Source organism: Trinickia soli, from assembly GCF_002879855.1.
In the GTDB taxonomy this organism is placed as follows: domain Bacteria; phylum Pseudomonadota; class Gammaproteobacteria; order Burkholderiales; family Burkholderiaceae; genus Trinickia; species Trinickia soli.
In genome coordinates this window covers 151,357-170,867 of sequence record NZ_PNYB01000006.1, presented here as the reverse complement: position 1 = coordinate 170,867, position 19,511 = coordinate 151,357, and the positions used below count along the sequence as shown (strand labels likewise).

Sequence of the window (19,511 nt, the reverse complement as noted above, 5' to 3'; positions counted from 1 at the left end):
CGCGGCTTTGTCCACCTGCCTCGTGTCAAAACAAGTGAAGGAGACTTTTCATGGGATCGGTCCACGGCGGCCTGTTGTTGGTGTACGCCATCATCGCTATTGCGGCGCTCATTCTGCTCATTGCGCGGTACAAGGTCTATCCGTTTCTGGTCCTGATCGTCGTTTCTTTACTGCTGGGGCTTGCGTCGGGCATGCCGATGGGCCAGATCGTCAAGTCGTTCGAAACGGGTAACGGCGGCACGCTGGGGCACATCGCAATCGTCGTGGGTCTCGGCACGATGCTCGGCAAAATGATGGCCGAGTCGGGCGGGGCAGAGCGCGTCGCGACAACGCTGATCCGCTGGTTCGGTGAAAAGCATATTCATTGGGCGATGATGTTCGTCGCGATTATCGTCGGCTTGCCTGTCTTCTTCGAAGTCGGCTTCGTGCTGTTGATCCCGATCGCGTTCAACGTCGCCAAGCGCACGGGCAAGTCGCTGCTGTTGATCGGGCTGCCGATGGTGGCGGGGCTGTCCGTCGTGCATGGCCTGATTCCACCGCATCCGGCCGCGCTGTTGGCCGTGCAGGCCTACGGCGCCGACATCGGCAAGACGATCGCGTATGGCCTCATCGTCGGCATTCCGACCGCGATCGTCGCGGGGCCGCTGTTCGCGCTGCTCGTCTATCGATACGTCAAGCTGCCGGAAAACAATCCGCTTGCCGCACAGTTTATCGAATCGGACGACGAAGCCGCCGAGCATCACCGCGATCTGCCCGGTTTCGGCATCACGCTGTTCACCATTTTGCTGCCCGTGTTGCTGATGCTCGTCGGCAGTTGGGCCGACCTCGTCTTTGCGCCGAAAACCACGGCGAACGACCTGCTTCGCTTCGTCGGCAATTCGGACGTCGCGTTGCTGATCGCCGTGATCGTCAGCTTTTGGACGTTCGGCGCGCAGCGCGGCTTCACGCGCGAGCAAATCCAAAAATTTTGCGGCGACTGCCTCGCACCGATCGCCGGCATTACGCTGATCGTCGGCGCGGGCGGCGGTTTCGGCGGCGTGCTGCGAGACAGCGGCGTATCGCAGGAGATCGTTGCGGTCGCCACGCAGGCGCAGCTCTCGCCGTTGCTGTTCGGTTGGTTCGTCGCGGCGCTGATCCGCCTGGCGACGGGTTCGGCCACCGTCGCGATGACGACCGCTTGCGGCATCGTCGCGCCCATCGCCAAGGCTGGCGCAATTCACGTTCAGCCCGAACTGCTCGTGCTGGCGACGGGCTCCGGTTCGCTGATCTTCTCGCACGTGAACGATGGCGGCTTCTGGCTGATCAAAGAGTATTTCGGCATGACCGTGGGCCAGACCTTCAAGACGTGGTCGCTCTGTGAGACGATCATCTCGTTGCTCGGCCTTGGGCTGACGTTTGCATTGGCCACGGTGGTATGAAGGTTTTGTCATTGGAACGCAAATGATCCTGATCGTGATGGGCGTCTCGGGCGCCGGCAAGACGCGCATCGGCGAGTTGCTGGCCGAGCGCCTCGGTTGCAGCTTCGTCGATGGCGACGTGTTTCACAGCGCCGCGAACAAAGCAAAGATGGCGCAAGGCATTGCGTTGACTGACGACGATCGCTGGCCGTGGCTCGCGTCCATTCGCGCGGCGATCGAAGAGAAAGTGCATGCGCGCGAGTCGCTCATCGTGGGCTGCTCGGCGCTCAAGCGCGTTTATCGCGATGTGCTGCGCGGCGGGGCGCAGGGCGATGGGAACGTCCGCTTTGTTTATCTGAAGGGCTCGTTCGACGTGCTGCACGAGCGGCTCGCAACGCGCGGCCGGCATTTCTTCAATCCGGCGCTGTTGCAAAGCCAGCTCGATACGCTCGAAGAACCGGGGGACGACGAAGCGGCGATTACGGTCGGCATCGAGCTGTCGCCGGAGCAGATCGTCGATGAGGTGGTCGCCCGTCTCGGCCGCTAGAGACAAGCCACAGTGACCGACATTCAGTCGTTGTAGCACTCGGCTCGCTTTTTGAAGCTTCGAAGTCGACGCAGAGCGCTTCGCCCGACGAGACAGGGTGCAAAAAATAAGGGCGCAGTCCGCTACGACCGCGCCCCTTCCGTGCTGAGATTGTGCTGATGCCGGGATCGTTATCCGATCCGCTTCGCCAATTCCGCCGCCTTGCCCGTATACGACGCGGGCGTCATCGCGATCAGCAGCGCCTTTGCATCTTCGGGGATGGCCAACGTAGCGATGAACTGCTGCAGCGCTTCCCGCGTGATGCCCTTGCCGCGCGTGAGTTCCTTCAACTGCTCGTACGGGTTTTCGATGCCGAAGCGGCGCATGACCGTTTGCACGGGCTCGGCCAGCACTTCCCAGCAAGCGTCGAGATCTTCGTTCAAGCGGGCGGGGTTCACTTCGAGCTTGTCGAGGCCGCGGATCAATGCGTCGTAGGCGAGCAGCGAGTAGCCGAGCGCAACGCCCATGTTGCGCAGGACCGTTGAATCGGTGAGGTCGCGCTGCCAACGCGAGACGGGCAGTTTGTCGGCCAGATGGCGCAGCGTTGCATTGGCGAGCCCGAGGTTGCCTTCCGAGTTTTCGAAATCGATCGGGTTGACCTTGTGCGGCATCGTCGACGAGCCGATTTCGCCGGCCTTCGTCCTTTGCTTGAAGTAGCCGAGCGAGATGTAGCCCCACACGTCGCGATCCAGATCGAGCAGGATCGTATTGGCGCGGGCGACGGCGTCGAACAACTCGGCCATGTAGTCGTGCGGCTCGATCTGGATCGTGTACGGATTGAACGTGAGCTTCAGACGCTGTTCGATGACCGTGCGCGAGAACGTTTCCCAATCGAAGCCCGGGTAAGCGGCCAGATGCGCGTTGTAGTTGCCCACCGCGCCGTTCATCTTGCCGAGGATCTCGACTTTGGCGATGCGCTCGATCGCACGCGACAGGCGCGCTGCGACGTTCGCGATTTCCTTGCCGAGCGTCGTCGGGCTGGCCGGCTGGCCGTGCGTGCGCGAGAGCATCGGCTGCTCGGCATGCGCGTGTGCGAGTGCGACGAGGCGGCTATGCACCGAGCGCAGCGCCGGTAGAATCACATGTTCGCGCGCGCCGGCGAGCATGAGCCCGTGCGACGTGTTGTTGATGTCTTCGGAGGTGCAGGCGAAGTGGATGAATTCGCTGGCGCGCTCGAGTTCGGGCTGGCCTTTGACCGATTCCTTGAGCCAGTACTCGACAGCCTTGACGTCGTGATTCGTCACGCGCTCGATGTCCTTGATGCGCGCGGCGTCGTGCGCCGAGAAGCGCGCGACGAGATCGAGCAGAAACTTTTCCGCTTCGTCGGAGAAGCGCGGCATTTCGGCGAAGCCCGCTTGCGACAGCGCGATCAGCCAGTGAACTTCGACCGTCACGCGATGGCGCATGAAGGCGGCTTCGGAAAGCCAGTCGCGCAGCGCTTCGGTCTTGGCGGCATAGCGGCCGTCGAGCGGCGAAAGGGCGGTGAGGGCAAACAGCGTGTCGGCGCGGGTATCGGACATGGTCGGAGGTCGCGCTCGAAGGCGCGGGTTCGGTGCAGGAGAGAACCCGCGATTTTACCACCGCCTGAGGCCGGCTTTGTCGCTGGCGGGAGAGCGCATCTGCAGCGGCGCCCGCCAGCCGTTCTCATTCCCCCGCGGCGGCCGGCTGTCCGACGCGTGCGGGTTGGGCTGCGTGCGCGAAGTCGGCCGCCGTGCCGGCCGGGCTTGCCCAGACGAGCCACTGCGCGCGCAATGCGACGACCGCGAGGCACGCGCAGGCCGCCAGTACGCCGAAAGTGGCGAAGCCCATCTGGTAGCTGCCGGTGGTTTCCTTGGCGATGCCCATGACGACGGGCAGATAGAAGCCGCCGATGCCACCGGCCGCCCCGATCACGCCCGACAGCAGACCGGTCTTGCCTTTCCAACGATGGGGCACGAGTTGGAACGTGGAGCCGTTGCCCAGACCGAACGCGAGATAGAGGCAGACCAGGATGGCGATGCCGCCCGCGAGCGGCGGCATCCAGGCGGCGAAGGCGAAATCGGCCAACGAGATCGCGGCGAGCAGACCGGTCAGCGCGCGCACGCCCGTGATCCGGTCGGCCAGATAGCCGCCCACCGGACGCACCATCGCGCCGAGGAAGGCGAGCAGCGACATGAACAGCCCGGCTTCGAGCTTCGGCATTTGATAGAGCGTCGTGAGCAGTAGGGTGACGTACGACGACATGCCGACAAAGCCGCCGAACGTGATGCTGTAGACGAGCATCATGACCCAGGTGTCGCGCTCGGCCAGGACCGCACGATAGCGGGCCGGCAACAGCACGATGGCGCCGACCGCACCGATCACAGGCAATAGCAGGACGCCGGCTTTGCCGGCGCCGAATACACCGGCATGAACGGCGAGCACGAGCGCAATGAGGCCCGCGAGCATCGTCACGAAGCCGGCCAGCGCGCGGCCCGGGCTGCCGGCTTTTTCGCCGCGATCGTCGCCCCAGGCGAACAGGGCGAGGCCGGCGATCGCCAGCAGCGGCAGCGCCGCGGCAGTCGCGTACTGCCAGCCGAGTGCGGCGGCCACGTGCGGGAACAGAAAGCCGTCGAGCACGGCGCCGACATTGCCGGCCGCGGCGAGGCCGAGCACGAGCCCTTGCACCTTTGGCGGGTAGCTGCTGCCCGCCATCGGCAGCGCAACGGCGAAGCTCGCGCCGCCTACGCCGAGGAACACGCCGAGCACGAGCAGCAGCGAGTAGGAGGGCGTGGTCGGCAACAGCGGCAGTGTCATCGCAGGCAAGGCCGAAATCAACACGCCCATCAACGCGACGCGCCGGCCGTCGGTTGACTGATAGAGGTTGCCGAGCGCCACGCGCAAAATGGCCGCCGCAAGCACCGGCACGGCCACGAGAAACCCCTGCTGAGCGGCTGTCATGGAGATGCTCTTGCTGATGAACGGCGCGAGCGGTCCGTACAACACCCACACCGTGAAGCCGGTGTCGAAATAGAGAAAGCAGGCGAGGAGCGAGCGCCAATTGCCGCTCCGTAGCGCGTGTTGAAGGTCCTTCATGATCGTCCTCGCGTCGAGTGTCGGATGAATCGGTCAGTAAATCGTCGGTTGAATCTTTGGGGCGACGACCGGCGCGGCACCTGCGGCGGCACGCGACGGCTCGCCAATGCAAGGGCTATGCCATCGGCGCCCGCAGCGCGCTGCGCATCGGCCGCTTCGTCAGGCGTGGCGTGCGATTGCGGCGTTTCGGACGAATTGCGGCTAAGCCTGGGCACGCTGCCGTTGCGATCGAATGCGGTGCGTGCCGGCGCACCTGCGTCGCGCGGCGCGGCACCGCCGGTGTGCCGGGCGCGCGTCGATGGTGCGCTGCACCAACGTTGCCACCGAAGCCGGTGGCGCGGAGCATCGGTGCGCCGCTGCGCCGCGCGGCACGATGACCGCCGCATCTCCGGCATCGCCATCCACCGTTTGCGCTGACGATGTGTTGGTCCAAGGGGCGGGCGAGGCCGCTGCAAGCCCGGCCCTGCGGCCCGCCCCGGTACAATGCGGGCGTTGCTTTTCCTCAGGCCCGCCCGGCCCCGCTCGCATGGAACTCAAATGGCTCGAAGATTTCGTTTCGCTCGCGGAGACGCGCAGCTTCAGCCGTTCGGCCGAGTTGCGGCATGTCACGCAGCCCGCGTTTTCGCGCCGCATCCAGGCGCTCGAGGCGTGGCTCGGCACCGAGCTCATCGATCGCTCGGTCTATCCGACGCGGCTCACGCAAGCGGGCGAGGTCTTCCATGAGCAGGCGCTCGCGATGCTGTCGCATATGCACGAGTCGCGCATCCTGCTGCGCGGGCACGTGCGCTCCCCGGCGCCGACGATCGAGTTCGCCGTGCCGCACACGCTTTCGCTCACCTACTTCCCGCTTTGGTTGCAACGGATCGAAGCGCAGATGGGGCCGGTCCATACGCGTCTGCGCGCGCTGAACGTTCACGATGCCGTGCTCTCGCTCGTCGAAGGCGGCTGCGATCTCGTGATGGGCTATCACCATCCGAGCCACCCGGTGGCGCTCGATCCGGGCCGGTATGACATGCTGACGCTCGGGTTCGAGCCGATCAGTCCGTTCTCGGCGCCGGCCCGAGCCGGGCGGGCGCGCTACACCTTGCCGGGCGCGGCCGACGCGGCCGTTCCGTATCTGTCGTACACGCCGAACGCCTATTTGGGACGCATGACCGAGGTCATCGTGGCGAATGCGCCCGAGCGCCTGTATCTCGATCGCATCTACGAAACGGATATGGCCGAGGCGCTCAAGGCGATGACGCTGGCCGGGCACGGCGTCGCCTTCCTGCCGCACAGCGCCGTCGAAGACGCCGTGGCGGCCGGCGATCTGATCCGGCTGGACCGTGCGGCGTCGCGCGGGTTGCCCGCCGATCGCTTCACGTTGACGATGGAGATCCGTCTCTACCGCGACAAGCTCGCGGCGGCCGGCGACGATCCGCGCCAACAGCTCGTGCGTCGCTTATGGCAGGTCGTCGCCGACGAGCTCGGCGTGAAATCGGCGTGACGGAGCGCGTGATTGCGACATGAAGGCGCCACGGGCGCCGAACGCGGCGCAGTGCGCGTGCTGCCAAGGTTATGCAAGAAATGCATAACGGGATGACCAAACGGCATTGGATTTCAAAATGGGCTTTTTCGACAATGGCGCACATTCAGTGACCGTTGGAGAGTCCATGTCCTCGCAATTGCAGTCCGCCACGTCTGCACAATCGATCCCCTCGTACCTGCATGCCGACGATCTCGGCCCCTGGGGAAACTATCTGCGTCAAGTCGATCGCGTCGCGCCGTACCTCGGTTCGTCGTCGCGTTGGCTCGAAACACTGAAGCGTCCGAAGCGCATTCTGATCGTCGACGTGCCTATCGAACTCGATAACGGCACCGTCGCGCACTTCGAAGGCTACCGCGTCCAGCACAACGTTTCGCGCGGCCCCGGCAAAGGCGGCGTGCGCTACCACCAGGACGTGACGTTGTCCGAAGTGATGGCGCTCTCGGCCTGGATGTCGGTGAAGAACGCCGCTGTGAACGTGCCGTACGGCGGCGCGAAGGGCGGTATCCGTGTCGATCCGCGCACGTTGTCGCGCGGCGAGCTCGAGCGCGTTACGCGCCGCTATACGAGCGAAATCGGCATCATCATCGGACCGAACACCGACATCCCCGCGCCTGACGTCAACACGAACGAGCAGATCATGGCGTGGATGATGGACACGTACTCGATGAACCAGGGCCAAACGGCCACGGGCGTCGTGACGGGCAAGCCGATCACACTGGGCGGCTCGTTGGGCCGTCGCGAAGCGACGGGCCGCGGCGTGTTCGTCGTCGGCACGGAAGCGGCGCGCCGCGTGGGCCTCGATATCAAGGGCGCGCGCATCGCCGTGCAAGGTTTCGGCAATGTGGGCGGCATCGCTGCCCGCCTGTTCGAAGAAGCCGGTGCGAAGGTCATCGCCGTGCAGGATCATACGGGCGCGATCCATAAGTCGAGCGGCATCGATACGCATGCGTTGCTCCAACACGTCGGCAACACGGGCGGCGTGGGCGGCTTTGCGGGCGCGGACCCGGTCGCGAACGACGAATTCTGGATGATCGAGAGCGACATCCTGATCCCGGCGGCGCTTGAGAATCAGATCACCGAGAAGAACGCGGCGAAGATCAGAACGAAGATCATCGTCGAAGGCGCGAACGGCCCGACCACGACGGCTGCCGACGACATCCTGCACGACAAGGGCGTGCTCGTGATTCCCGATGTGGTCGCGAACGCCGGCGGCGTGACGGTTTCGTACTTCGAGTGGGTGCAGGATTTCTCGAGCTTCTTCTGGACCGAAGACGAAATCAATCAGCGTCTCGAGCGCGTCATGCGCGAAGCCTTCAACGCCGTCTGGCAGGTGGCGAGCGAGAACAAGGTGTCGATGCGTACGGCGGCGTTCATCGTCGCATGCAAGCGGATTTTGATGGCGCGCGAAATGCGTGGCCTGTATCCCTGATTCCCTATTCGCCAAAAGCGAAACGGGTTTGACTTGCCGGTGCGCCGCTCACGGCGCTTCCGGCTTCCCCTGGGCGGGCGGCATCGACAAGATGTCGCCCGCTTTTTTCGTTTCGATCGACTTCCACCTTCCTCGCATTGACATCCGTAGTCCGTGGGCGATCGACCGAGAACGCGTCAATCCGGCGTTTCGATTTAAGGGCAAATGGGTATTCGACCGATCAATCGGCCGACGTGTAATATTTGCCTTCGTTCGCATACGCCCGCCGCGCAACAGGCGAGGCCGACGCCGGCCCCGTGGCGCTGGCGAGGACTTTCTGCACAACGAGGATGACCGGATGATTTCGATCAAGCATGTTTCGAAGTGGTATGGCACGTTTCAGGTCCTGTCCGATTGCACAGCCGAGGTCGCAAAAGGGGAAGTCGTGGTCGTATGCGGTCCGTCCGGTTCGGGCAAATCGACCTTGATCAAGACCGTCAACGGGCTGGAGCCGTTTCAAGAGGGGCAGATCGTCGTCAACGGGCAATCGCTCGGCGACAAGCAAACCAACCTTTCGAAGTTGCGCGCGAAGGTGGGGATGGTGTTTCAGCACTTCGAGCTGTTTCCGCATCTATCGATCATGGAGAACCTGACGCTCGCGCAGCTCAAAGTGCTGGGCCGGTCGAAAGACGAGGCCGCCGACAAAGGGCTCAAACTACTCGAGCGCGTGGGCCTGAAGGGCCATGCCGACAAATTCCCGGCGCAACTGTCGGGCGGCCAGCAGCAGCGTGTCGCGATCGCACGTGCGCTATCGATGGACCCGGTTGCGATGCTGTTCGACGAACCTACTTCGGCGCTCGATCCCGAGATGATCAACGAAGTGCTCGACGTGATGGTCGAACTCGCTCAGGAAGGGATGACGATGATGTGCGTGACGCATGAGATGGGGTTCGCCAGGAAGGTCGCGAACCGCGTCATCTTCATGGACCGGGGCGTCATCGTCGAAGACGATCACAAGGACGCGTTCTTCGCCAATCCGAAATCGGACCGCGCCAAAGAGTTCTTGGCGAAAATCCTGCACTGAGCGTTTGAAGCGGAACGACGCGAATGGAACGAGGGCGTGGGAATCGCTCAGGACTCGAATGCGGCGATGTCGTCCGCATCGGCGCTGAGCGGGGCGGCTGCTGAGCGCATCGATGCCGATGCGCTCGGATCGCAGGCGGGGTTGCGCGCTTTCTCGAGCACGCTAGCCGGCACGGGAATGTGCGCGCGCGCCGCCACGTCGCCGTCTTGGAACATCAGCAGATCGCCAGGTGCGAACGCGGTCCAGATCTCGTCGTCGGTGAGCGGTTGCGTCGCGATGACGGCCACACGATCCTCGGGCGTCGTGTATTGCGCGAAATCGATCGACATGTCGGCGTCGATCAGATGCGCCGTCGAAAACGGCCAGCTTCGCACGATGTAATGCAGGTGAGTCGAGCAATGCGCGAACAGCGCCTGCCCGTTGGACATCAAAAAGTTGAATACGCCGTAAGTCGTGATTTCGCGCGTCAGCGCCGTCACGGCGTCGAACAGCTCTTGCAGCGGCGGCTGCGCGCCTGGAAATGCGCGGCGCAAGCCTTGCATCAACGTGCAGAATGCCAGTTCGCTGTCGGTCGTGCCTACGGGCTGGTAGACGCCGGTAAGCTCGGGCCGATGATCCTTCAGGTCGCCGTTGTGCGCGAAGATCCAATGCCGGCCCCATAGTTCGCGCATGAACGGGTGGCAGTTCTCCAGCAGGATATGGCCCTGCGTCGCTTTGCGGATATGCGCGATCGTATTCTTGGATTTGATCGGGTAGCGCTTGACCATTTCGGCGATCGGCGAGGTGGCCGACGATTGATGGTCGATGAACAGGCGGCAGGCTTTATCTTCGAAGAAGGCGATGCCCCAGCCGTCGGCGTGGTGATCGGTGATGCCGCCGCGCGCGGCGAAGCCCGTGAAGGAGAACGTGACGTCCGTCGGCGCGGCGCAGTTCATTCCGAGAAGTTGGCACATGGTACGGGCTTGCGGTGCGTGGTGGCGAGCGGGTGCGTGGTCCGAACCCGCTACAATATGTTGTTTTGAAGCATATACCGGGCCGCTGGCCGAAAAAAGCAAAACGGTGGGACGGGTCGTCCGTCCGTTGCTGTTTTTCCACGATGGCCGGTGTCTTGCTTCACGTGACCCTGTTCGCGTCTGTTGCTTCGCATCGCCCCATGGCCGGATGACGTACTCGCCGAGGCCTGGTCCGCTTGCAAGGCCCGCAGCCACGCCCGGCCCGATTCAGCCAGATTCCGCCAGATTCCGCCAAATTGCGCTATACCCAGCCAGATCCATCGCCATGACCGTTTCCGTTTCGTCCCCGAACGCCGCGCCAACGAGCGGCTCTTTGTCTTCGCTGACGCTGGCCCGTCCAGACGATTGGCACCTGCATCTGCGCGACGGCGAGATGCTTGCGGCCGTGCTGCCGCATACGACCCGGCAGTTCGGCCGGGCGATCGTCATGCCGAACCTGAAGCCGCCCGTGACCACGGTCGAGGCCGCGCGGGCCTACCGCGGGCGCATCCTGGCGGCGCTGCCGCTCGGCTCGACGTTCGAGCCGCTGATGACGCTGTACCTCACCGACAACATGCCACCCGATGAAATCCGCCGCGCCCGCGAAAGCGGGTTCGTCCATGGCGTGAAGCTCTATCCGGCTGGTGCGACGACGAACTCGGACTTCGGCGTGACCGATTTGACGAAATGCGCGAAAACGCTCGAGACGATGCAGGAAGTCGGGATGCCGCTGCTCGTGCATGGCGAGGTGACCGATTCGTCGATCGATCTGTTCGATCGCGAGAAGGTGTTCATCGACCGCGTGATGATGCCCCTGCGCCGCGATTTCCCGGCGCTCAAGGTTGTTTTCGAGCACATCACGACGAAGGACGCCGCGCAGTACGTGCGGGACGACGGCGCGCCGGCCGGGCTGCTCGGGGCGACCATCACGGCGCATCATCTGCTCTACAACCGTAACGCGATCTTCCAGGGCGGGATTCGCCCGCATTACTACTGCCTGCCGGTGCTCAAGCGCGAAACGCACCGCGTTGCGCTCGTCGAGGCGGCCACCTCGGGCAATCCGCGGTTCTTCCTCGGCACCGACAGCGCGCCGCATCCGAAGGGCTTGAAGGAACATGCATGCGGGTGCGCGGGCTGCTACACGGCGTTGCATGCGTTGGAACTGTACGCCGAGGCGTTCGACAACGCGGGCGCGCTCGATAAGCTCGAAGGGTTTGCCAGTTTCTTCGGGCCCGACTTCTACAATCTGCCGCGCAGCACAGAGCGCGTAACGCTGCTGCGCGAAAGCTGGACCTTGCCGGCCGAGATCGTGGCGGGGGAAGCCGCCGTCGTGCCGCTGCGCGCCGGCGAGTCGATCGGCTGGCGTCTGGCCTGAGCGCCGTTCGGGAGAGTTGCGCCGTGACGCGGCAACCGTGCCTGGCCGAAGCCGAAGAGCCCGCGCGGCCGATCGCGAACATCGAGCGAATCGATTGGTCCGCACCTTGGCTGGCGCCGCATGCCGCGCGCGGTGCGCGCTGGCAGCGCGCCGCACTCGCCGATCCTTCGGGCTTCGTCGCCATGCTTGCGCGCGAGGCGCAGGCGGGCGACGAGAAAGTCACGGGGAACGGCCGGCCTTTGACATTCATCGAGCAGGCGCAGTTGCCCGAAGGCACCGCGTATGAAGCGCATATCGCCGCGACGGGTGGTGTGCCGACGCGCCACAATCTGCATGACTTCTTCAATGCGCTGATCTGGTTCGCCTACCCGCGGGTGAAGGCGACGCTCAACGCGCGGCAGGCCAGGGCGATCGCACGCGACGGTGTGAGCGGCGCGCGCGGCGCGGAGCGCGATTTCCTGACGCTGTTCGACGAGAACGCCGTGCTGTTCGTGTCGGCCGATCCGACGCTGACTGCGGCGTTGACGGCGTTCGATTGGCGGCGGCTGTTTGTCGACGAGCGCGCCGCCTGGGGCATTCGCTGCGAGGTGCGCGTGTTCGGCCACGCGCTCATCGAAAAACTTGTTTTTCCCTACAAGGCTTGCACGGGACACGCATGGATCGTCGCGGCTCCGGCCGAGTACTTCACCTGGGCGCTCGAGCAGCAAGCCGTATGGCTCGACGGTGCCGTGGCGGCTTCGCTCGCGGATTGCAAGCTCGACAACAGTCGCTATGCGCCACTGCCGGTCCTCGGTGTGCCGGGTTTTTGGCCGGCCAATGCCGATCCGGCTTTCTACGACGATCGTCAGGTGTTTCGCCTGGGCCGACGCTCGCGCGGGGCCCCTGGATGCACTGAAGCCGGGCAGAACGAAGACGAACGTAGGGAGGTCTGCCGGTGGTAAACTCTCTCGTTGCGAAGCAGGCCAGGCAGTCGCGGCTTTTCCGGCTCACGCCGGGAAGGGCGAGGAAAGTCCGGACTCCATAGGGCAGGGTGATGGCTAACGGCCATCCGTGGCAACACGCGGAACAGGGCAACAGAGAGCAAACCGCCGATGGCCCGGCGCAAGCCGGGATCAGGTAAGGGTGAAACGGTGCGGTAAGAGCGCACCGCGTCTGCGGCGACGCAGACGGCACGGTAACCTCCACCCGGAGCAATTCCAAATAGGCAGGCGCGCATCTTCGGATGCAAGGCGGGGCCCCCGTCTCGCCTGCGGGTAGGAAGCTTGAGCGCGTCAGCAATGGCGCGCCTAGAGGAATGGCTGCCACGTCCGAGGCGCCGCAAGGTGCGGCGGACGCACAGAATCCGGCTTATCGGCCTGCTTTGCTTTTCTTTTCCCGGCGTCGCATCCGACGTCGGCCTCTGGCGCTCGCTCGGCAATCGGGCGTTTTCGCGGCGGGGCGGGCGACAAGATCCCGCCAAAACGCGCGCATCGGGCGCGATTGCCGCGCCTAAGCGCGGGGCGGGCTTCGCGCCCAATGAGACCGATCGCGCCTTCAGCTTTCCACGATATCGAACGAGTGCGTGAGTTCGGCCGTCTTGGCCAGCATGATCGACGCCGAGCAGTACTTGTCGTGCGAAAGGTTGATTGCGCGCTCGACGGTGGCCGGGTTGAGGTTCTTGCCCGTCACCGTGAAATGGAAGTGGATCTTCGTGAACACCTTTGGGTCTTCGCTGGCGCGCTCGGCCTTCAGCGTCGCCGAGCACCCCGCAATGTCCTGCCGGCTTTTCTTCAGAATCATGACGACGTCGTAGGCCGTGCAGCCGCCCGTGCCGAGCAGCACCATTTCCATCGGCCGCGGCGCCAGATTGCGGCCGCCGCCTTCCGGCGCGCCGTCCATCATCGCCAGATGGCCGCTGCCCGTTTCTGCGGCAAAGGCCATCCCGTCAGGACCCATCCAGCTCACTTTGCATTCCATAGCGCTACTCCCGCGGTGTCCGCGATTACGGTAAATACGTTCTGTCAGGCTGGCATTGTAGCTTCGGCAGACGTCACGGGCGGGCCAGGGGCCTTTATCCTCATAGTGATTTCGATATCACATTATGAGATGAAATTTCGCGATGCAGATTTTCTTGCCTCTCCGTCATTCGCTCTGTACAATGCGTCTCATTGATTGTGGTTTTTGGCAATCTCCGCATGTCTCCTCCACCCTCCTCCTTAGGTGGATTACGCCCGAACCCTGAGTTCGGGCTTTTTTTTACAAAGACGTCGTCGAACGACTGCACGAACCGGCGCGAACCCCGTCACACCGTGCCTCTCGGTCGGGCGGCTGCGGCGTATGAGAGGGCTTTGCCCGCCGTTGGCGGCCGGCCTGAACCACCCCGATCGCTCGATTTCACGCCCCGCCGGGTGGCGGATTGCCGCCTTTGACTCACGCGGCCAAATTCCTTTATAATTCAGGGCTTTTCCGCATCCATGCCCGCGGAAGAAGAACAGGGAGAGCCTGCACGGCGCCTCGATGCGCCAACCGAAGCAGGAAAAATACGAAGGGCAGGTCAATTTTTTGGATCGATCATGAAGACGTTTTCCGCCAAAGCCGAAGAGGTGACGCGCGAATGGTACGTGATTGACGCGACGGATAAGGTTCTCGGCCGTGTCGCCAGCGAAGTGGCACGCCGTCTTCGCGGCAAGCATAAGCCTGAGTTCACTCCGCACGTCGACACCGGTGATTTCATCATCGTCATCAACGCCGGCAAGCTGAAGGTCACGGGCAACAAGACTACCGACAAGAAGTACTACCGTCACTCGGGCTATCCGGGCGGCATCTATGAAACGACGTTTGGCAAGATGCAGGAACGCTTCCCGGGCCGCGCGCTCGAGAAGGCGGTCAAGGGCATGCTGCCGAAGGGCCCGCTCGGCTACGCCATGATCAAGAAGCTGAAGGTCTACGCCGAAGCTACGCATCCGCATTCGGCTCAACAGCCGAAGGCGCTCGAGATCTAAGGGGAGCCCACATGATCGGTAATTGGAACTACGGTACGGGCCGCCGCAAGAGCGCCGTCGCTCGTGTCTTCATCAAGGCTGGCAAAGGCGACATCATCGTCAACGGCAAGCCCATTGCGGATTACTTCTCGCGCGAAACGTCGCTGATGATCGTGCGTCAGCCGCTCGAGCTCACGAACCACGGCACCACGTTCGACATCAAGGTCAACGTTTCGGGCGGTGGTGAGACGGGCCAGGCCGGTGCGGTTCGCCACGGCATCACGCGTGCGCTGATGGACTACGACGCAACGCTGAAGCCTGCTCTGTCGAGCGCTGGCTTCGTGACGCGTGACGCACGTGAAGTCGAGCGTAAGAAGGTCGGTTTCCACAAGGCACGTCGCAGGAAGCAATTCTCGAAGCGTTAATCGTTTCGAAGGGTCGTTTCGAAGCGCCCGTCACCAGACGGGTCGCTGCCGAAAAAGCCGCCGCTGCATCCGCACGGCGGCTTTTTTGCATGCGCTTTCGCCCGTTTTCAGCCGATTTCAGCGTTCGGGCAACGCACTGGCGCGGTTGCCGGCTACCCTGAAGGCCTGTCGCGGCGACCGTTGAGGCTAGAACCCATTGCAATCATAGGGTTACCGCATTTCGGGCAAGCAAGAGTCGGCGAAGGGCCATACAATAGCGCTTAGAAGCCTTTTGGAGAAAGTTATGAACACCGCCGTCACCGATACCCCCGTGACCGAAATGCCGAGTCCGTTCGTCTTCACGGACGCGGCGGCCGACAAAGTGAAACAACTGATCGACGAGGAAGGCAACCCCGACCTCAAGCTGCGTGTGTTCGTGCAAGGCGGCGGCTGCTCGGGCTTCCAGTACGGCTTCACGTTCGACGAAGCAATCAACGAAGACGACACCGTCATGAACAAAGGCGGCGTGCAATTGTTGATCGACTCGATGAGCTACCAATATCTGGTCGGCGCCGAGATCGACTATAAGGACGATATCAACGGCGCACAGTTCGTCATCAAGAACCCGAACGCCTCGACCACTTGCGGCTGCGGGTCGTCGTTCTCGGTTTGACGCATTGCTAAAGCGCAGGCGGGGCGGCGTAATCAGCCTCGCATCGTAAGAACGGGACCCCTGGTCCCGTTTTTTATTGCGCTGACGCTGGCTTTAGCGCGGGTAAATCGCGCCGAGCACGCGTTCCCCGGCGGCGCCCGTCACTGCGGGCAGGTTGCCCGCCGCGCGCTCGACGCACCGCATGGCCAGCCACGCGAAAGCCAGCGCTTCGACGTGATGGGCCGGCACACCAAGCGCTTCCGTCGTCATCACCGGCACGCCGCTTACGCCGCTTCGATCGAGCGCACGCTCGAGCGCTTTCAGCAGTTCGGGATTGCGCGCGCCTCCGCCGCAAACGTAGACGGCCCGGCACCCGGGCGCATGCCGCTCGATCTCGCGAGCGACGCTCACGGCTGTGAGTGCGGCGAGCGTGGCCTGCACGTCCGCAGGTGCAACTGCTTCGAATCCCGCGAGTTTGGCATCGAGCCACTCGCTGTTGAATAGGTCGCGCCCTGTGCTCTTGGGCGGCGCCTGCTCGAAGAAGGGCTCGGCCAACAGCGCGTTGAGCAGCGTCTGATTGACCGTTCCGCTCGCCGCAAACCGGCCCCTTTCGTCGAACGGCGCCCGAAGATGTCGTTTGGCCCATTCGTCGAGCAGCACGTTCGCAGGGCCACAGTCGAAGCCGCGTATGGCCCCGCTATCGGCTGCCGCTGCGTGGCCGCCGTCGTCGCCGCGGCTGGCCGCCCGGACGCGCGTGGGCGGCAACACCGTGATATTGCTGATGCCGCCGAGATTGCAGACGACGCGGGTTTCGTCTTTGGCACCGAACACCTGTGCGTGGAATGCAGGGACGAGCGGCGCGCCCTGGCCGCCGGCCGCGACGTCGCGGCTGCGGAAATCGGCGACGACGTCGATTTGCGTCATCTCCGCGAGCAATGCGGGGTTGTTGATCTGGCGCGTGTAGCCCTTTTCGGGGCGGTGACGGACGGTTTGACCATGTACGCCGATCGCGCGCACGCTGGCGGGCGCGAGGTTGGCGCTACGCAGCAGTTCGTGGCAACAGACGGCGTAGCGTGCCGCGAGCGCCGAAGCAGCGAGCGCTTCGCGCTCGATTTCGTTCTCGCCCGGCTGCTGCAAGGCGAACAGCGCATCGCGCAGCCCATCGGCGAAGCCGACGAACGCATCGGCCAGTACCCGCGGCGCCTCGCCGGCGCGAAATTGGACGGCGACGCCGTCGACGCCGTCCATGCTCGTGCCCGACATGAGGCCGAAGTAGACGCCATCGGCTCCGGTTTGCTGCGTCCTCGCCGCCAATTTTTGCTCCTCGTGCATGGTGGCGGGCCACCCCGGGCGGCCCGATCGAACCCGTCGGCTTGTGCGCCGGTTGGCCAGTCCGATTATCCGCGAGAATGAGCCCGCGTGCTCACGCCCACGCCTACGTACAAGAGGCGGCGCCAGATATGGGACAATTACGGTTTTTGCCCCATCCGCCAGCCGGATCAACCCGGATCTACCGACTTTAAGATGAGCACCGAGTCCACCTCCAAGCCTGCCTCGCCGTTCCCGATTACGGACGAAGTGCGGCACGCGCTCGCCGTCGCCAAGCGTGGCGCCGATGAGCTCCTGATCGAAGACGAGTTCGCGCAGAAGCTCGCACGCAGCGCGGCCACGGGCGCGCCGCTGCGGATCAAGCTCGGCCTCGACCCGACCGCCCCCGATATTCATATCGGACATACGGTCGTGTTGAACAAGATGCGCCAGCTGCAGGATCTGGGTCATACGGTCATCTTTCTGATCGGCGATTTCACTTCGCTGATCGGCGATCCGTCGGGGCGCAATGCAACGCGGCCGCCGCTCACGCGCGAGCAGATCGAATCGAACGCGAGGACCTATTTCGAGCAGGCCGCCCTGGTGCTCGACCGTGAGAAAACCGAAATCCGCTACAACAGCGAATGGTCGATGCCGCTTGGCGCCGACGGCATGATCAAGCTGGCATCGCGCTACACGGTGGCGCGCATGCTCGAGCGCGACGACTTCACGAAGCGCTTCCAAGGCGGCGTGCCGATTTCGATTCATGAGTTCCTCTACCCGTTGATGCAAGGTTACGACTCGGTTGCGCTCAACGCCGACCTGGAGCTCGGCGGCACGGACCAGAAATTCAATCTGCTCGTGGGCCGGGAATTGCAAAAGCAGTACGGGCAGGAGCAACAATGCATTCTGACGATGCCGCTGCTCGAAGGGCTCGACGGCGTCGACAAGATGTCGAAGTCGAAGAACAACTATGTCGGCATCAGCGAGAAGCCTGGCGATATGTTCGGCAAGCTGATGAGCATCTCGGACACGTTGATGTGGCGCTACTTCGAGCTGCTGTCGTTCCGCAGCCTCGATGAAATTGCGCGCTTCAGGCGTGAGGCCGAAGAAGGCCGTAACCCGCGCGACTTCAAAGTCTTGCTCGCCCAGGAAATCGTCGCTCGTTTTCATTCGCAAGCCGACGCCGAGCGCGCGCTCGACGATTTCAATCACCGCGCCAAGGGCGGCGTGCCGGACGATATCGCATCGGTCACGCTCAGTGGCGCGCCGCTTGCGATCGGGCAGTTGCTCAAGCAGGCCGGGCTCGTGCCATCCACGAGCGAGGCGTTGCGCAACATCGAACAGAGCGGTGTGCGGATCGACGGCACGGTGATCTCCGACAAGGCGCTCAAAGTCGAGGCGGGCGAATACGTCGTCCAGGTGGGCAAGCGCCGCTTCGCACGCGTGACGCTGACAGCCTGAGGAGCGGCGCGATGTCGAGCGGCGGTGCGAACGGATTGCACGAGGCGGGGCATGTGAGCCCGAGCTCCACGGGAGGGCAGCGATGATCGCGCTGATTCAGCGGGTGTCCCAGGCGAGCGTGCGCGTGGGCGATCGCATCGCTGGCGAGATCGGCCCCGGGTTGCTGGCGCTCGTTTGTGCCGAGCGCGGCGACACGCAGGCGAGCGCGGATAAGTTGCTCGCCAAAGTACTCGGCTATCGCGTTTTCAGCGACGCCGCCGGCAAGATGAACCTGCCCGTCACGAATATCGACGGGGCGGGCTGTGCCGGTGGTCTACTGGTCGTTTCGCAATTCACGCTGGCTGCCGATACGAACAGCGGCCTGCGACCGAGCTTTACGCCGGCAGCGGCGCCCGAGGACGGCAAGCGATTGTTCGACTACTTCGTTGCTTCGGCTCGCGCTCGCCATCCTGCCGTCGAGACCGGAGAGTTCGGCGCGATGATGCAGGTTTCGCTCGTCAATGACGGGCCCGTGACGTTCTGGCTGCAAGCGCGGCCCTGATTTTTCCTCATTTGCCAGCTATCTCTTGCCGATGCCTACGCACGTCCTTTTCATTCGACATGGCGAAACCGACTGGAATCGCATCAAGCGCATTCAAGGTCATGTGGATATTCCGCTGGCGCAAAGCGGTGTGGCCCAGGCGCAGCGTCTTGCCGAACGCCTTGCTCGCGAAGCGCGCGATGCTGCTGCGCTCGACGCGATCTATTCGAGCGATCTGCTGCGCGCCCAGCAGACCGCGCAACCCGCGGCGGCTGCGCTCGGGCTCGGATTGCGGCTGGTCGAAGGCTTGCGCGAGCGTGCTTATGGCGTGTTCCAGGGGCACGACAGCGGCGAGATTGCGGACCGCTTTCCGGACGACTATGCGCGCTGGCAAACGCGTGACCCGGGATTCGCGCCGCCCGGAGGGGAATCGGTGCGTGCTTTTTTTCACCGCGTCCTTCATGCGGTCGAGGCGATCGTCCAGGCGCATCGCGGGGGCCGTATCGCCTGCGTGACGCATGGCGGGGTGCTCGACTGCGTCTACCGCCATGCGCGCAGCCTTGCGCTTGATGCGCCGCGTGACTACCCGCTGCTCAATACCAGCATCAATACCGTCGAGTTTCGGGACGACGGTACGGCGCAGGTGCTCGGATGGGCCGACATCGCGCATCTGGATGGGGCCAGCGCGGATGACGGATTGGCGAAAGGGGCGCGAACAGGCCGGTGAGTCCGGCGGGTGCGCGCATGCGGGCGGCTGCGACGGCACGGGCGAGCGCTCG

General features: G+C 63.9%; 18 protein-coding genes and 1 other RNA gene. 14 read left to right on the top strand and 5 right to left on the bottom strand.

Annotated features, from left to right (window positions below):
• The first annotated feature begins 50 nt into the window (after positions 1–50).
• Complete coding sequence (locus C0Z19_RS09215; RefSeq protein ID WP_102609507.1) at positions 51–1,418, top strand: GntT/GntP/DsdX family permease; 1,368 nt, start codon at positions 51–53, stop codon at positions 1,416–1,418.
• Between the two features lie 22 nt (positions 1,419–1,440).
• Positions 1,441–1,944: a gluconokinase gene (locus tag C0Z19_RS09210; RefSeq protein WP_102609506.1), complete on the top strand. Its 504-nt coding sequence runs from the start codon at positions 1,441–1,443 to the stop codon at positions 1,942–1,944.
• A 170-nt stretch (positions 1,945–2,114) separates the two neighbouring features.
• On the opposite strand, the gene purB is transcribed toward C0Z19_RS09210, so the two are convergent.
• Both purB and C0Z19_RS09200 read right to left on the bottom strand, forming a co-directional pair.
• Positions 2,115–3,503: an adenylosuccinate lyase gene (gene purB / locus C0Z19_RS09205; protein WP_102609505.1), complete on the bottom strand. Its 1,389-nt coding sequence runs from the start codon at positions 3,501–3,503 to the stop codon at positions 2,115–2,117.
• Between the two features lie 124 nt (positions 3,504–3,627).
• Entirely contained in the window at positions 3,628–5,037 is a 1,410-nt protein-coding gene (locus tag C0Z19_RS09200; protein WP_102609504.1) for an MFS transporter, read from the bottom strand.
• A 526-nt stretch (positions 5,038–5,563) separates the two neighbouring features.
• On the opposite strand from C0Z19_RS09200, the gene C0Z19_RS09190 reads away from it, so the two are divergent.
• From C0Z19_RS09190 to C0Z19_RS09180, 3 genes are all read left to right on the top strand, one after another.
• Complete coding sequence (locus C0Z19_RS09190; protein WP_102609502.1) at positions 5,564–6,523, top strand: LysR family transcriptional regulator; 960 nt, start codon at positions 5,564–5,566, stop codon at positions 6,521–6,523.
• Between the two features lie 166 nt (positions 6,524–6,689).
• Positions 6,690–7,994, top strand: a complete 1,305-nt coding sequence (locus tag C0Z19_RS09185) for a Glu/Leu/Phe/Val family dehydrogenase (protein ID WP_102609501.1) — start codon at positions 6,690–6,692, stop codon at positions 7,992–7,994.
• A gap of 337 nt (positions 7,995–8,331) precedes the next feature.
• Positions 8,332–9,057 (top strand): amino acid ABC transporter ATP-binding protein, encoded by a 726-nt coding sequence (locus C0Z19_RS09180; protein ID WP_102609500.1) that lies wholly within the window; start codon positions 8,332–8,334, stop codon positions 9,055–9,057.
• A gap of 47 nt (positions 9,058–9,104) precedes the next feature.
• Here the strand turns inward: C0Z19_RS09180 and C0Z19_RS09175 are convergent, their stop codons facing one another.
• Positions 9,105–10,010, bottom strand: coding sequence for a class II glutamine amidotransferase (locus C0Z19_RS09175; protein WP_102609499.1), 906 nt, complete (start codon positions 10,008–10,010; stop codon positions 9,105–9,107).
• A gap of 325 nt (positions 10,011–10,335) precedes the next feature.
• Here C0Z19_RS09175 and pyrC point away from each other — a divergent pair, with 325 nt between their 5' ends.
• The 3 genes from pyrC (at position 10,336) to rnpB (ending at position 12,790) form a co-directional block, all read left to right on the top strand.
• On the top strand, positions 10,336–11,424 hold the full coding sequence (gene pyrC, locus C0Z19_RS09170; RefSeq protein ID WP_102609498.1) for a dihydroorotase: 1,089 nt from the start codon (positions 10,336–10,338) through the stop codon (positions 11,422–11,424).
• Between the two features lie 23 nt (positions 11,425–11,447).
• Entirely contained in the window at positions 11,448–12,365 is a 918-nt protein-coding gene (locus C0Z19_RS09165; protein WP_102609497.1) for a DUF3025 domain-containing protein, read from the top strand.
• 13 nt (positions 12,366–12,378) lie between these two features.
• Positions 12,379–12,790, top strand: an RNA gene (gene rnpB / locus C0Z19_RS09160) — RNase P RNA component class A.
• Between the two features lie 167 nt (positions 12,791–12,957).
• Here the strand turns inward: rnpB and C0Z19_RS09155 are convergent.
• Positions 12,958–13,380, bottom strand: coding sequence for an OsmC family protein (locus tag C0Z19_RS09155; RefSeq protein WP_102609496.1), 423 nt, complete (start codon positions 13,378–13,380; stop codon positions 12,958–12,960).
• A 596-nt stretch (positions 13,381–13,976) separates the two neighbouring features.
• Between C0Z19_RS09155 and rplM the strand changes: the two genes are divergently transcribed.
• The 3 genes from rplM (at position 13,977) to erpA (ending at position 15,461) form a co-directional block, all read left to right on the top strand.
• Complete coding sequence (gene rplM, locus C0Z19_RS09150; protein WP_102609495.1) at positions 13,977–14,405, top strand: 50S ribosomal protein L13; 429 nt, start codon at positions 13,977–13,979, stop codon at positions 14,403–14,405.
• 11 nt (positions 14,406–14,416) lie between these two features.
• Complete coding sequence (rpsI, locus tag C0Z19_RS09145) at positions 14,417–14,809, top strand: 30S ribosomal protein S9 (protein WP_102609494.1); 393 nt, start codon at positions 14,417–14,419, stop codon at positions 14,807–14,809.
• Between the two features lie 283 nt (positions 14,810–15,092).
• Positions 15,093–15,461, top strand: coding sequence for an iron-sulfur cluster insertion protein ErpA (gene erpA / locus C0Z19_RS09140; RefSeq protein ID WP_102609493.1), 369 nt, complete (start codon positions 15,093–15,095; stop codon positions 15,459–15,461).
• Positions 15,462–15,554: 93 nt separating this feature from the next.
• Here erpA and C0Z19_RS09135 read toward each other — a convergent pair whose 3' ends face one another.
• Positions 15,555–16,772: an anhydro-N-acetylmuramic acid kinase gene (locus C0Z19_RS09135; protein ID WP_102609492.1), complete on the bottom strand. Its 1,218-nt coding sequence runs from the start codon at positions 16,770–16,772 to the stop codon at positions 15,555–15,557.
• 192 nt (positions 16,773–16,964) lie between these two features.
• On the opposite strand from C0Z19_RS09135, the gene tyrS reads away from it, so the two are divergent.
• From tyrS to C0Z19_RS09120, 3 genes are all read left to right on the top strand, one after another.
• Positions 16,965–18,212: a tyrosine--tRNA ligase gene (tyrS, locus tag C0Z19_RS09130; protein ID WP_102609491.1), complete on the top strand. Its 1,248-nt coding sequence runs from the start codon at positions 16,965–16,967 to the stop codon at positions 18,210–18,212.
• An 82-nt stretch (positions 18,213–18,294) separates the two neighbouring features.
• A complete protein-coding gene (gene dtd, locus C0Z19_RS09125; protein WP_102609490.1) occupies positions 18,295–18,753 on the top strand; it encodes a D-aminoacyl-tRNA deacylase in 459 nt (152 codons plus the stop codon).
• A 31-nt stretch (positions 18,754–18,784) separates the two neighbouring features.
• Positions 18,785–19,459, top strand: coding sequence for a histidine phosphatase family protein (locus C0Z19_RS09120; RefSeq protein ID WP_102609489.1), 675 nt, complete (start codon positions 18,785–18,787; stop codon positions 19,457–19,459).
• Positions 19,460–19,511 lie beyond the last annotated feature (52 nt).

Coding starts and splice junctions, on each gene's coding strand:
- C0Z19_RS09215 (WP_102609507.1), top strand. CDS start 51: ATGGGATCGGTCCACGGCGGCCTGTTGTTGGTGTACGCCATCATCGCT.
- dtd (WP_102609490.1), top strand. CDS start 18,295: ATGATCGCGCTGATTCAGCGGGTGTCCCAGGCGAGCGTGCGCGTGGGC.
- C0Z19_RS09200 (WP_102609504.1), bottom strand. CDS start 5,037: ATGAAGGACCTTCAACACGCGCTACGGAGCGGCAATTGGCGCTCGCTC.
- erpA (WP_102609493.1), top strand. CDS start 15,093: ATGAACACCGCCGTCACCGATACCCCCGTGACCGAAATGCCGAGTCCG.
- C0Z19_RS09155 (WP_102609496.1), bottom strand. CDS start 13,380: ATGGAATGCAAAGTGAGCTGGATGGGTCCTGACGGGATGGCCTTTGCC.
- rpsI (WP_102609494.1), top strand. CDS start 14,417: ATGATCGGTAATTGGAACTACGGTACGGGCCGCCGCAAGAGCGCCGTC.
- C0Z19_RS09180 (WP_102609500.1), top strand. CDS start 8,332: ATGATTTCGATCAAGCATGTTTCGAAGTGGTATGGCACGTTTCAGGTC.
- C0Z19_RS09210 (WP_102609506.1), top strand. CDS start 1,441: ATGATCCTGATCGTGATGGGCGTCTCGGGCGCCGGCAAGACGCGCATC.
- C0Z19_RS09185 (WP_102609501.1), top strand. CDS start 6,690: ATGTCCTCGCAATTGCAGTCCGCCACGTCTGCACAATCGATCCCCTCG.
- C0Z19_RS09190 (WP_102609502.1), top strand. CDS start 5,564: ATGGAACTCAAATGGCTCGAAGATTTCGTTTCGCTCGCGGAGACGCGC.
- pyrC (WP_102609498.1), top strand. CDS start 10,336: ATGACCGTTTCCGTTTCGTCCCCGAACGCCGCGCCAACGAGCGGCTCT.
- C0Z19_RS09135 (WP_102609492.1), bottom strand. CDS start 16,772: ATGCACGAGGAGCAAAAATTGGCGGCGAGGACGCAGCAAACCGGAGCC.
- purB (WP_102609505.1), bottom strand. CDS start 3,503: ATGTCCGATACCCGCGCCGACACGCTGTTTGCCCTCACCGCCCTTTCG.
- C0Z19_RS09120 (WP_102609489.1), top strand. CDS start 18,785: ATGCCTACGCACGTCCTTTTCATTCGACATGGCGAAACCGACTGGAAT.
- rplM (WP_102609495.1), top strand. CDS start 13,977: ATGAAGACGTTTTCCGCCAAAGCCGAAGAGGTGACGCGCGAATGGTAC.
- C0Z19_RS09175 (WP_102609499.1), bottom strand. CDS start 10,010: ATGTGCCAACTTCTCGGAATGAACTGCGCCGCGCCGACGGACGTCACG.
- tyrS (WP_102609491.1), top strand. CDS start 16,965: ATGAGCACCGAGTCCACCTCCAAGCCTGCCTCGCCGTTCCCGATTACG.